At 61.5% G+C, this 12605-nt stretch carries 13 protein-coding genes; 5 read left to right on the top strand and 8 right to left on the bottom strand.

Going from position 1 to position 12605, the window contains the following annotated elements; all coding sequences use genetic code 11:
• On the bottom strand, positions 1–678 hold a 678-nt coding region (locus KGA85_RS24800), incomplete at its 3' end, for a TPM domain-containing protein (protein WP_223543454.1).
• A gap of 37 nt (positions 679–715) precedes the next feature.
• On the bottom strand, positions 716–1321 hold the full coding sequence (locus KGA85_RS24795; RefSeq protein WP_223459316.1) for a LemA family protein: 606 nt from the start codon (positions 1319–1321) through the stop codon (positions 716–718).
• A gap of 263 nt (positions 1322–1584) precedes the next feature.
• Here KGA85_RS24795 and bglX point away from each other — a divergent pair, with 263 nt between their 5' ends.
• Complete coding sequence (gene bglX, locus KGA85_RS24790) at positions 1585–3876, top strand: beta-glucosidase BglX (RefSeq protein ID WP_223459318.1); 2292 nt, start codon at positions 1585–1587, stop codon at positions 3874–3876.
• A gap of 156 nt (positions 3877–4032) precedes the next feature.
• Here bglX and KGA85_RS24785 read toward each other — a convergent pair whose 3' ends face one another.
• From KGA85_RS24785 to KGA85_RS24765, 5 genes are all read right to left on the bottom strand, one after another.
• Complete coding sequence (locus tag KGA85_RS24785; RefSeq protein WP_223459320.1) at positions 4033–5190, bottom strand: phospholipase D-like domain-containing protein; 1158 nt, start codon at positions 5188–5190, stop codon at positions 4033–4035.
• Between the two features lies 1 nt (position 5191).
• Positions 5192–5782, bottom strand: coding sequence for a YceI family protein (locus tag KGA85_RS24780; protein ID WP_223459322.1), 591 nt, complete (start codon positions 5780–5782; stop codon positions 5192–5194).
• A gap of 255 nt (positions 5783–6037) precedes the next feature.
• The gene (locus KGA85_RS24775) at positions 6038–6361 is read right to left on the bottom strand and encodes an amidase (RefSeq protein ID WP_223459324.1); all 324 of its coding nucleotides are present in this window, start codon (positions 6359–6361) and stop codon (positions 6038–6040) included.
• The gene (locus KGA85_RS24770; RefSeq protein ID WP_223459326.1) at positions 6358–7452 is read right to left on the bottom strand and encodes a serine hydrolase domain-containing protein; all 1095 of its coding nucleotides are present in this window, start codon (positions 7450–7452) and stop codon (positions 6358–6360) included. The genes KGA85_RS24775 and KGA85_RS24770 overlap by 4 nt, the downstream gene beginning before the upstream one ends.
• Positions 7453–7617: 165 nt before the next feature.
• Positions 7618–8505 (bottom strand): acyl-CoA dehydrogenase family protein, encoded by an 888-nt coding sequence (locus KGA85_RS24765; RefSeq protein ID WP_223543453.1) that lies wholly within the window; start codon positions 8503–8505, stop codon positions 7618–7620.
• A gap of 155 nt (positions 8506–8660) precedes the next feature.
• On the opposite strand from KGA85_RS24765, the gene olsB reads away from it, so the two are divergent.
• Complete coding sequence (gene olsB, locus KGA85_RS24760) at positions 8661–9416, top strand: L-ornithine N(alpha)-acyltransferase (protein WP_057400777.1); 756 nt, start codon at positions 8661–8663, stop codon at positions 9414–9416.
• On the top strand, positions 9416–10207 hold the full coding sequence (locus KGA85_RS24755; RefSeq protein ID WP_223459330.1) for a lysophospholipid acyltransferase family protein: 792 nt from the start codon (positions 9416–9418) through the stop codon (positions 10205–10207). Before olsB ends, KGA85_RS24755 begins: the two co-directional genes overlap by 1 nt.
• 61 nt (positions 10208–10268) lie before the next feature.
• Here KGA85_RS24755 and KGA85_RS24750 read toward each other — a convergent pair whose 3' ends face one another.
• Positions 10269–10847, bottom strand: a complete 579-nt coding sequence (locus KGA85_RS24750) for an ACP phosphodiesterase (RefSeq protein WP_223444391.1) — start codon at positions 10845–10847, stop codon at positions 10269–10271.
• Positions 10848–11017: 170 nt separating this feature from the next.
• Here KGA85_RS24750 and KGA85_RS24745 point away from each other — a divergent pair, with 170 nt between their 5' ends.
• The gene (locus tag KGA85_RS24745) at positions 11018–11320 is read left to right on the top strand and encodes an ArsR/SmtB family transcription factor (protein WP_008019443.1); all 303 of its coding nucleotides are present in this window, start codon (positions 11018–11020) and stop codon (positions 11318–11320) included.
• Between the two features lie 95 nt (positions 11321–11415).
• Complete coding sequence (locus KGA85_RS24740; protein ID WP_223459332.1) at positions 11416–12585, top strand: MFS transporter; 1170 nt, start codon at positions 11416–11418, stop codon at positions 12583–12585.
• Positions 12586–12605: the final 20 nt, after the last annotated feature.

Here is a 12605-nt window from a genome sequence, read left to right as displayed (position 1 = left end):
AAATCCACCACCGCCAAAGCCGCCCCCGGATCCACCGGAGCCGCCCCGGCCAGCGGGAAGGATACCGAGCATCTGGCACACAAAAACAGTCAGGATGAACAACATCACCAAAAACACGAACAACCCGGGATGCCGCGCAACGAAATCGTCCCCCGGATCACCTCTGGATTCATACGCCGTGGAGGGTTCGTCCAAGGGATTGCCGCCCAGTACCACCAGCATTGCTGCCACGCCGTCACTGATGCCTTTACTGAAATTGCCGGTCTTGAACGCCGGCGTGATGACCTGGTTGATGATCACCGAACTCTGGGCATCGGTCAGGCGATCCTCCAGGCCATAACCGACTTCGATACGCAGCCGGCGCTCGTCCCGGGCGATGATCAGCAAGGCGCCGTTGTTCTTGTCCTTCTGCCCGATGCCCCAGTGGCGGCCAAGTTGGTAACCGAAGTCGGCGATGTCGGTGCCTTGCAAATCCGGCAAAGTCACTACCACAAGCTGCTCGCCGGTGGCTTGCTCATGGGCCTGAAGTTGTTGGGTGAGTTGCTCGCGCACCGACGGCTCGATCATTTGCGCGTTGTCGACCACCCGTCCGATCAGCGCCGGGAAGCTCAGTTCGGCCCGGGCCGTGATCGTCACCACCCACAACAACAGCAACAGGCCTGTTTTCAGGACGCGCATTGGCAACCTCTTACGTGGCGATGCCGATTACCGCTGTTCAGAATTTGACCTCGGGGGCCTTTTCCGCCCCAGGTGTGGCTTCGAAGGTCTCGCGCACCGGCAGGTCGCTGTACATCACGGTGTGCCACAGGCGACCGGGGAACGTGCGGATCTCGGTGTTGTATTTCTGCACCGCGAGGATGAAATCACGCCGGGCCACGCTGATCCGGTTCTCGGTGCCTTCCAGTTGCGACTGCAAGGCGAGGAAGTTCTGGTTGGCCTTCAGGTCCGGATACCGCTCGGAGACCACCATCAAACGGCTCAAGGCGCCGCTGAGCTGGTCCTGGGCCTGTTGGTACTGCTTGAGTTTTTCCGGGTTGTCGAGGGTCGAGGCATCCACCTGGATCGAGGTGGCCTTGGCCCGGGCCTCAATCACCGCCGTCAGGGTCTCTTCTTCATGTTTGGCGTAGCCCTTGACGGTTTCCACCAGGTTGGGAATCAGGTCGGCGCGCCGCTGATACTGGTTCTGCACCTGACCCCAGGCGGCCTTGGCCTGTTCATCGAGCGTCGGGATGTTGTTGATGCCGCAGGCGGTCAGCAAAGTGGCCAGCATCAGCAGCGTGGCGACCTGCAGGCGCGAACGGTAGGTTGGACTTACATTCATCAGGCTGACGCTCCCTTGTACAGTTCATGAAAAAACCGACCGTGAATCCTTCTGAGCCGGCTCTTGGGGCATAATCGCCCGCGCCTCTGGATTGCAACGGGCCGATGGGCTAAAAAGAGGCCCTGCGCAAAAAAGCATCCGCCATCTGGCTGCGGTTTTTTGGCTCTGGTCTTTTGAGCCGGCACCCGAACAACAATAGACGCTCCCTAAATTTTGGCTGGCCGGCGTGTGCATCGCCGTTTGGGCCCTTGAGAAAACTATTCATGAAGAAGCTGTGTTTGCTGGGCCTGTTCGTCAGCCTGGCCAGTCATAACGTATTGGCCGCCACGACGCCCGCACCCCTGGAGAACAAGGAAGCCTTCGTCAGCAACCTGATGAAGCAAATGACCCTCGATGAAAAAATCGGCCAGCTGCGCCTGATCAGCATCGGCCCGGAAATGCCGCGCGAAATGATCCGCAAGGAAATCGCGGCAGGCAACATCGGCGGTACGTTCAACTCGATCACCCGCCCGGAAAACCGGCCGATGCAGGACGCGGCCATGCGCAGCCGCCTGAAGATCCCGATGTTCTTCGCCTACGACGTGATCCACGGCCACCGCACCATTTTCCCGATCCCGCTGGCCCTGGCCTCGAGCTGGGACATGGACGCCATCGGCCTGTCCGGGCGCATCGCCGCCAAGGAAGCCGCGGCTGACAGCCTCGACATCACCTTCGCGCCGATGGTCGACATCTCCCGCGACCCGCGCTGGGGCCGCACCTCCGAAGGCTTCGGCGAAGACACCTACCTGGTGTCGCGCATTGCCGGCGTGATGGTCAAGGCGTTCCAGGGCACGGGCGCCAACGCCGCCGACAGCATCATGGCCAGCGTCAAGCACTTTGCCCTGTACGGCGCGGTCGAGGGCGGCCGCGACTACAACGTGGTCGACATGAGCCCGATCAAGATGTACCAGGACTACCTGCCACCGTACCGCGCTGCCATCGATGCCGGCGCTGGTGGGGTCATGGTCGCGCTGAACTCGATCAACGGCGTGCCGGCCACGGCCAACACCTGGCTGATGAACGACCTGTTGCGCAAGGAGTGGGGCTTCAAGGGCCTGGCCGTCAGCGACCACGGGGCGATTTTCGAGCTGATCAAGCACGGCGTTGCCGCCGACGGTCGCGAAGCGGCGAAGCTGGCGATCAAGGCCGGCATCCACATGAGCATGAACGACACCCTGTACGGCAAAGAGCTGCCAGGGCTGCTGAAGTCCGGTGAAATCCAGCAGAGCGACATCGACAACGCCGTGCGTGCGGTACTGGGCGCCAAGTACGACATGGGCCTGTTCAAAGACCCGTACCTGCGCATCGGCAAGGCCGAGGATGATCCGGTCGACACCTACGCCGACAGCCGCCTGCACCGCGCCGAGGCCCGTGATGTGGCACGCCGCAGCCAGGTGCTGCTGAAAAACCAGAATGACACCCTGCCACTGAAGAAGACTGCAAAAATCGCCCTGGTCGGTCCGCTGGCCAAGGCGCCAATCGACATGATGGGCAGCTGGGCTGCGGCCGGTAAGCCAGCGCAATCGGTGACCCTGTTCGACGGCATGACCAACGCCTTGGGCGACAAATCGACACTGATCTACGCCCGTGGCGCCAACATCACCAGCGACCCGAAAATCCTCGGTTACCTGAACTTCCTCAACTTCGACGCCCCGGAAGTAGTGGATGATCCGCGCCCGGCAAACGTGCTGATCGACGAAGCGGTGAAAGCCGCCAAGGATGCTGATGTCGTCGTTGCCGCCGTCGGCGAGTCCCGTGGCATGTCCCACGAATCGTCGAGCCGCACCGACCTGAACATCCCGGAAAACCAGCGCGAGCTGATCCGTGCCCTGAAGGCCACCGGCAAACCGCTGGTGCTGGTGTTGATGAACGGCCGTCCACTGACGATTCTCGAAGAGAAAGAACAGGCTGACGCGATCCTGGAAACCTGGTTCACCGGCACCGAGGGCGGCAACGCCATCGCCGACGTGCTGTTCGGCGACTACAACCCCTCGGGCAAACTGCCGATCAGCATCCCGCGTTCGGTCGGCCAGATTCCGACCTACTACAACCACCTGACCATTGGCCGGCCGTTCACTCCGGGCAAACCGGGCAACTACACCTCGCAGTACTTCGATGACACCACCGGCCCCCTGTACCCGTTCGGTTACGGCCTGAGCTACTCCGAGTTCAGCCTGAGCGACATGGCGCTGTCATCGACCACACTGAACAAGACCGGCAAGCTCGACGCCAGCGTCACGGTGAAAAACAACGGCAAGCGTGACGGCGAAACCGTGGTGCAGTTGTACATCCAGGACGTGGCCGGCTCGATGATCCGCCCGATCAAGGAACTGAAGAACTTCCAGAAAGTAATGGTCAAGGCTGGCGAGCAGAAAGTCGTGCACTTCACCATCACCGAGGACGACCTGAAGTTCTACAACACCCAGCTCAAGTACGCGGCGGAACCGGGCAAGTTCAACGTGCAGATCGGTCTGGATTCCCAGGACGTGACGCAGCAGAGTTTTGAGTTGCTCTAATCCCGGCAACAACGCAATACAAATGTGGGAGCGGGCTTGCTCGCGAAAGCGATCTGTCAGTCGACATCATCATTGACTGACACTCCGTCTTCGTCGGATCGCCGCCCGGAGCAAGCCCGCTCCCACATTTGGTTTCTGGTGTCTAAAAGATCGGCGTCAACCCCGTCGATCCAGCAGATTTACTACCACCCGATCCACCCATCCCCACACCCGCTGCTTGACTCGCCGCCACAACGGCCGACGCTTCCACTCCTCCAGACTGACTTGCTCACTCAACCCGAAGTCCCGTTCGAAACTCGCGGCTACCGCTTGGGTCAATCCGGGATCCAGTGCTTCCAGGTTGGCCTCCAGGTTGAAGCGCAGGTTCCAGTGATCGAAGTTGCACGAACCGATGCTCACCCAGTCATCGATCAGGACCATTTTCAAGTGCAGGAAACACGGCTGGTATTCGTAAATCGTCACCCCGGCCCTGAGCAGTCGCGGGTAGTAGCGATGGCCGGCATAGCGCACGGATGGGTGATCGGTACGGGGGCCGGTCAGCAGCAACCGCACATCGACGCCCCGGGCAGCCGCCCGGCGCAGGGAGCGGCGGACTTTCCAGGTCGGCAAAAAGTACGGCGTGGCCAGCCAGATCCGTCGCTGACCGCTGTTCAGGGCGCGCACCAGCGATTGCAGAATATCCCGGTGTTGACGGGCGTCGGCATAGGCCACACGGCCCATGCCTTCGCCTATGGACGGCACCCGTGGCAGGCGCGGCAGACCGAAATGCGAGGCCGGTCGCCAGGCACGTCGATGGCGGTTGGCAATCCACTGACGATCAAACAGCAGTTGCCAGTCGAGCACCAGCGGACCGGTGATTTCCACCATCACTTCGTGCCATTCGCTGACGTCTTCGCCCGGTGTCCAGAACTCATCAGTGACACCGGTGCCGCCGACCACGGCAAGACTCTGGTCCACCAGTAACAGCTTGCGATGATCGCGGTAGAAGTTGCCGACCCAGCGCCGCCAGCTCAGCCGGTTGTAGAAACGCAGTTCCACCCCGGCAGCCATCAGCCGCTGACGCAAAGTCAGGGTGAAAGCGAGGCTGCCGTAATCATCGAACAGGCAGCGCACCCGCACACCGCGCTCGGCGGCCTGCACCAAGGCCTGGACCATGGCTTCGGCGCAGGCGCCCGCCTCCACCAGATACAGCTCCAGTTCGACCTGTTCTTCAGCCCGGGCAATCGCCACCAGCATGCGCGGAAAAAACTGCGGACCGTCGATCAGCAGTTCGAAATGGTTGCCTTCACGCCAGGGAAAAATCGCTCCGGCCATGTCAGCGCGCCGTGAATATCAGTACCGCACTCACCGGCACTGAAAGACTGATCGCCGACAAACCGGCCATTTTGCGCAACGCTTCCAGGCCGGGAGCCAAATCAAAATCTTCGGCGTTGATTACCAGAGGTTCGAGGGTCACCACTTGAAAGCGGCGGTCATCGAGACGGGTCGCCAGCAGTTCGGCTTGGTACTCGTGTTGCTTGCCGTGCAGGTCGACCGTCAGCGGCAGGCGCAACTCCAGCTGTGCGCCGGGAGCGAGGTCGTTGATCGGGCGCAGATCGATTTTCGTGGTGATCAAGGCGTCGGGAAACCGGTCGATCTGGAACAATTCCTTGCGCATGCGTTCATCGCGCAACGGGATGCCGCTGTTGATCGACTCCAGTTCGACTTCCACCTGTGCCAGTCCCTCGGGATCGACCTTGCCGTGCAACACCAGGAAGCGCTGCACTTCGGAGACATTGGCATTCTTGGTGCTGACAAACGACAGGCGCGAAGACTCGCCGTCGAGGTACCAGTCGGCGCGGGCCGACAATGTGGCGCCGGCCAGCAGCAGGAAAACGAGGGGTTGGAGGGTGGAGCGCTTGAACATAGAGACTCGTGGGGCAGATAAACCTGTGCTGAACCTTAACTGGCCTTCAGCGCATTGCAAGCCGTCTATTACTCCAAACCTGCCTTTGTGGCGAGGGAGCTTGCTCCCGCTCGGCTGCGAAGCAGTCGCAAAACCTGTCATTGCGGTTTGCCTGATGGAACCTGTTGCATGGTTTTGGGGGGCCGCTTCGCGACCCAACGGGGGCAAGCCCCCTCGCCACAAAAGCCTTGTCCTCACCCACGAATCTATTCGTGTTCAAGGCTGCAAGCGGCAACCCTGGCGCTCGCCGATCCACACCGCGCTGTTGCTGCGGCCCATGCCGCTGACCGTGACACGCTTGCCGGCCGGGTCATCGGTAAAGCCGCTGGCGGGCAGCCACTGTTTCACATAACCGTGGCAGTACTCGGCATCGTTGTTCATCACGTAGCGGCACGAACAGTACTCCTTGGCGGTGTAAGCGCTAATGATGTCGGGGAACGCCCACAGCGCCACCCGTTCGTGCCAGATCCAGCCGAGCAAGGCGATCAGCAGGATCAGCAACAGAGAGCTGACCGGTCGACGGCGAATGAAACCGCTCATGGCTGCACCTTCCCGGCAAACGCCTTGAGCGCGAGCTGGAGCAATTGGTTGTGCCGGTAACTGCCGTCGCGGTCATCGCCGTAGCGGACGATCACCAGCTGTTCACTGGGGATCACGTACATCGCCTGGCCCCAATGACCCAACGCGGCGAAGGTGTCGCCGGGGGCATCGGGCCAGGGTCGTGCCGCGCCCTCAACGGCTCGATTGAGCCACCACTGGCCGCCGGGGACGGCATCGTCTTGATCGGCGTGATAGTGAGCGAACGGTTCGCGGTTGAATGCCACCCAGTCCTTGGGCAGCAGTTGCTTGTCTGCCCAGCGACCCTCGCGTGCCATCAACAGACCGACCCGGGCCAGATCCCGTGCAGAGAGGTAGGCATAGGACGAAGCGACGAAAGTGCCCGTAGCATCTGTTTCCCAAACGGCATGGCGAATGCCCAGCGGCTCGAACAATGCAGTCCACGGATAGTCGAGATAGCGGCTGGGGCCGACGATGGTTTTCAACGCGGCGGACAACAGGTTGCTGTCACCGCTGGAGTAGCGAAATGCCTGGCCCGGTGCCGCGTACTCGGCATGCGCTGCGGTGAACGCGGCCATGTCGCGGTGACCGCGGGTGTAGAGCATGGCCACCACCGACGACTTCAGCGGTGCGTATTCATAGTCCTCTTGCCAGTCGATGCCCGAGGCCCAGTGCAACAGGTCGGCCATGGTCGTGGAGGGGTGCTTTTGCAGCGGTGGATAAAACTTCTGTACCGGGTCCTGCAACTTGAACAGCCCTTCGCCGTAGGCCACACCGAGGACCGTGGCCATCAGGCTTTTACTGATCGACCAGGTCAGGTGTGGTGTCTCGGCCGTCGTCGGGCCGGCATAGCGTTCGTAGATCAATTGGCCGTCGCGGATCACCAGCAAGGCATCAGTGCGAATGCCCTGGCGAGTGGTGTCATCGCGGGTTGGGAAGGCATAGGCCTCCAAGGCTTGAAGCGCCGGGCCGGTCGGTGTCGGGGCGGTCGGCCATTGCTCGGCGGGCCAGTTTTCAGCCTGGGCCGTGAGGCTGAGCAACAGCAGGAAAATCAGGGACAAGCCTTTGGGCATGGCGGGGGCTCGGAGATTGAACCTGCTGAGCCTAGTCGAGGTTGATGACAATTCAGAAGTTCATGTTGCCAATCAGGCCGCCATCGAGAGCAAGCTCGCTTGTACAGGGATCTCGCTCACACTGAAGATCCAATGTGGGAGCGAGCTTGCTCGCGATGAGGCCAGTCAGGGCAGTGAAAATTCCGCCAATGCCTTGGCCAACCTCTTCCCCCGAGCCCCCGCCGCCAACTCCATCACCGCCTGATCCCGCTGCCACATCGTCGCCCACTCTTGAGGCCCTCCAGCCAGCGCCTCATTCACCTCAGCCTTGAGCCCATCGAACTGTGCAAACAACCCGCCAAGTAACACATGCCCGGCCGGATGGGTCGGTGGCTGGCGGCTGGATTCCGCGCACCCCGCGAGCAACCCCAGCAACCGCAATTGCAAGCCTTGTGGCCAATCGCATTCTTGGCCGACGCCATACAACCACGCCGTCATGGCGCTCAGTACATAGATGTCTTCCAGCGTGCGGAACGGTTTGACGTACGCGTCCCAACCATCCCCCGCCAGCAACTCGCACAGCGCGTTATCCAGAAACAAGCGGCCATGGCTGATGTCCGGCATCAACGGGATCAGCGCCAGTTTTTCCACCTGCACACCCGGCTCATCGCGATAGATCACCGCCAGGCTCAAGCGTGGATCGGCGCCGGGCTCCTCGCTGCGTGCCGCCACCAGCAGCCAGTCGGCGGCATTACCGGCGGTGACGAAATCCTTGCGTCCGCTCAGGCGCAAACCGCTCAGTCGGGTTTGCATGTCGGCCGGGCGCAGGCTGCGCTGTTCGGTGGCACACAGCGCGCCCAGGCTCAGTGGCGCGCTCGGCCAGAGCATGCGTAAGGCCGCCTGATAGCCCACCAGAAACGCCAACCCCGGTGTCGCCATCAACCGCCCGCCAAGCACTGCCAATTCGAACGGCGTGACCGTGCCCAACTGCTGCAACAAGGTCGCGAAACCTTCGGCCAGATCCGGGTTGGCGGGCAAGCGATCACGGCGGTTCAACAGGGTTTGCCAGGGCATAAGAGGCTCCTCGAGGGCTGTCATATAAGCATCACCAAAGCTTAATGGCGATGACACCGGGGCTACATAGCCTGACTTTGCACAACACGGCTAGACAAAGAAAGTCGATTCGCTGTAGCCCAAAGACGGGTGAGCAGCCCGCACGGAGATTCGTCATGACTCAGATCGCCCGCATCAGCGACACCGGCAACGAACGCCGCCTGCAAGCCGAACGCCTGGTGGGTGCCGAGGCTTTGCAGGAAGCCCAGGCCTTGCGCTTCAACGTGTTCAGTGGCGAATTCAACGCCAGGCTCAAGGGCGCTGAACTGGGTCTGGACATGGATGACTACGACGTTCACTGCGCCCACATCGGCGTGCGTGACTTGAATACCGGGCGTCTGGTGGCAACCACCCGTTTGCTCGACCACACGGCTGCCAGCAGCCTGGGCAAGTTCTACAGCGAAGAAGAATTCAGCCTCCACGGCCTGGTGCACCTGCAAGGCCCGATCCTGGAAATCGGTCGCACCTGCGTCGACCCGGCCTACCGCAACGGCGGCACCATCGCCGTGCTCTGGGGCGAACTGGCCGAAGTCCTGAACCAGGGCGGCTACAGCTACCTGATGGGTTGCGCGAGCATTCCGATGCAGGATGGCGGCGTGCAGGCCCACGCGATCATGCAGCGTCTGCGCGAACGCTACCTATGCACCGAACATCTGCGCGCCGAGCCTAAAAACCCGCTGCCGAGCCTGGACATCCCGTCGAACGTGATTGCCGAAATGCCACCGCTGCTTAAGGCTTACATGCGCCTGGGCGCGAAGATCTGCGGCGAGCCATGCTGGGACGAAGACTTCCAGGTCGCCGACGTGTTCATCCTGCTCAAGCGCGACGAGCTCTGCCCGCGTTACGCCAAACACTTCAAGGCGGCTGTGTAATGAGCCGGTTACGGGTGTACGCGCGAATCGCGCGAGTGCTGCTGGTGGTGATGCTGGGTTTGGGCATGGCCAGTGTGTTCGGAGTGTTCGAGCGCCTGGGCCTGGCCCATTCGATGGCGCGTCGTCAGCGCTGGTCGCGGTTTTTCATGGCCCGCCTGAGCAACGCCCTGCCCTTTGACGTGACCGTCCACGGCGAGCTGCCGAAGGCACCGATGCTCTGGGTCAGCAACCACGTGTCCTGGACCGACATCCCGCTGCTGGGCATGCTCACGCCGCTGTCGTTCCTGTCCAAGGCCGAAGTGCGCACCTGGCCAGTAGCCGGCTGGTTGGCGGCCAAGGCCGGCAGCCTGTTTATCCGCCGAGGCTCGGGTGACAGCCAGTTGATCCGCAAGCAGATGACCCGTCACCTGGAACAGGCACACCCCCTGCTGATGTTCCCGGAAGGCACCACTACCAATGGCCGTTCGCTGCGGACCTTCCATGGTCGCCTGCTGTCCGCCGCCATCGATTCCGAAGTGGCGATGCAGCCGGTGGCGATTCGTTATGTGCGTAACGGCGAGCCTTGCGCGCTGGCGCCGTTCATTGGCGACGATGACTTGCTGTCGCATCTGATGCGGTTGTTTGCCAATGACCGTGGCGGTGTGGAGATTCATCTGCTCAAGCCAATCGCTTGCGAAGGCCGGGAACGCGCGGCACTGGCGTTCGAGGCGCAGCAGGCGGTGCAGAAGGCGTTGTTTGGGGCTGTCGTTGAACCTCAGCGAGCACCAATGCGCCCTGCTATTGCGGCGTGACGCGATCTTTGATTCACCGAAGTATCCTGTGGGAGCGAGCCTGCTCGCTCCCACATGGGTTTTATGGTGTTGGATAGTTCCGGGCAAAATCCTGCAACTGCGGATAGAACAACCGAAAGTCCTCGCTCAACGGTTCATACAACCGCCGCAACTCCTGCATCGCCGCCGCCAGCTCTTCCGGCCGGGTCAGGCGCCGCGAGATCCCTCGCAATACCTGCTCCAGCACTTCGAATTCCTGATACGAGCCCAACCAGTCATTGGCCACCATGTACGGCGCAATCTTCGCCAGCCGCTCCGGCAATTGCCGTTCGCTGGACAGCACCCGGTAAACGTCCGAGGTGAACAACGCCAGAGGCCGGTCGGCATACAGCGCCCAGTCCCGGGCCAGGCAATGGTCGAAAAACACGTCGAGCACGATCCCCGCGTAGCGACGACGGGTCAGGGAGAAACGCGACAGTGCGACGTCCACCAGCGGATGGCGATCGGTGAACACGTCGATGCTGCGGTGCAACTGGATAGCCCCCTCGATTTCCGGAGCGAATTGCCCTTGCAGCCGTCCCTTGACGAAATCGCCATACAGACTGCCGAGCAATTGGCCGGGACGCTGGCCACCGAGGTGAAGATGTGCGAGATAGTTCATGGACGCAGCTTAGCACTGCCCTCTTGTCTTGTTACACTCAACATATCGTTATAACTCGATATACCGAAATGCGAGCTGGTCAGAGCCAAATCATATTTGTATATCGCGAAATACCGATTTAAAGTTCGCCTCATCGCGATATAGCGTTTTAAACATCACGAGCCCACATCATGACCATCAATCTCGACGAAATAATAAAAGCCCTGGCACACCCAGTACGGCGAGACATCCTGCACTGGCTCAAGGACCCGACCGTCGAATTTCCCGACCAGTCCCACAGCAACGAGCACGGCGTTTGCGCCGGGCAGATCGATCAGCGCTGCGGTTTGTCGCAGTCCACGGTGTCCGCACACCTGGCTACCCTGCAACGCGCCGGCCTGATCAGCAGCCGCAAAGTCGGCCAATGGCACTTCTTCAAACGAAATGAGGAAACCATTCAGGAATTCCTCAAAACCTTCAGTAAAGAGCTCTGACCCTGTGGGGGCGTTCTCAATTGGTTTTCACACAGCGCCGGGAAAACCAATTGAGAACGCCCCCCACGTCAGTCGGCTAAAAAAGGAATTACCCCATGCCCCTCTCGCTACTCATCCTGGCCTTGAGCGCCTTCGCCATCGGCACCACCGAGTTCGTCATCATGGGCCTGCTGCCCAACGTGGCAGCTGACCTCGGTGTATCGATTCCCGGTGCCGGCTGGCTGGTGACCGGTTACGCCCTGGGCGTGGCCATCGGCGCGCCGTTCATGGCGCTGGCCACCGCCAAACTGCCGCGCAAGGCAGCCCTGGTGGCGTTGATGGGCATTTTCATTGTCGGCAACCTGCTTTGCGCAGTGGCCGGCGACTACAACGTGCTGATGTTCGCCCGTGTGGTTACCGCCCTGTGCCATGGCGCCTTCTTCGGTATCGGTTCAGTGGTAGCCGCCGGCCTGGTGCCTGCGAACAAACGCGCTTCGGCCGTGGCATTGATGTTCACCGGCCTGACCCTGGCCAACGTCCTCGGCGTACCGCTGGGCACCGCCCTCGGTCAGGAAGCCGGCTGGCGTTCGACCTTCTGGGCCGTGACCGTGATCGGTGTGATCGCACTGATCGGTTTGATCCGCTTCCTGCCGGCCAAGCGTGATGAAGAAAAACTCGACATGCGCGCCGAACTGGCCGCACTCAAGGGCGGCGGCATCTGGCTGTCCCTGAGCATGACTGCACTGTTCGCCGCCTCGGTATTCACCCTGTTCACCTATGTCGCGCCGCTCCTCGGCGAAGTCACCGGCGTCTCGCCCCGTGGCGTGACCTGGACCCTGATGCTCATCGGCCTGGGCCTGACGGTCGGCAACATCATTGGCGGCAAGCTGGCCGACAAAGGCATGGCCGCGACGCTGATCGGCGTGTTCATCACCATGGCCGTGGTGTCCACCGTGCTGACCTGGACCAGCGTCGCGCTGATCCCGACCGAAATCACCCTGTTCCTCTGGGCCACCGCGTGCTTCGCCGCCGTCCCGGCGCTGCAAGTGAACGTGGTGACCTTCGGCAAGGCCGCACCGAACCTGGTGTCGACCCTGAACATCGGCGCTTTCAACATCGGCAACGCCTTGGGTGCCTGGGTCGGCGGCAGCGTGATCGCCCACGGCTTCGGCCTGACCAGCGTGCCGCTCGCGGCAGCCGTACTGGCGGTACTCGCCCTGCTGGTGACCCTGATTACTTTCCGTCAGAGCGGCAATCCCGATCTGGCCCCAGCTACTTCTAACTGATCTCCAAAAGAGAGCCACTA

The organism is Pseudomonas sp. GL-B-12 (genome assembly GCF_019955895.1).
Taxonomy (GTDB): domain Bacteria; phylum Pseudomonadota; class Gammaproteobacteria; order Pseudomonadales; family Pseudomonadaceae; genus Aquipseudomonas.
The sequence above is the reverse complement of the archived record's forward strand: the minus strand, read 5'-3'. Positions and strand labels throughout refer to the sequence as shown.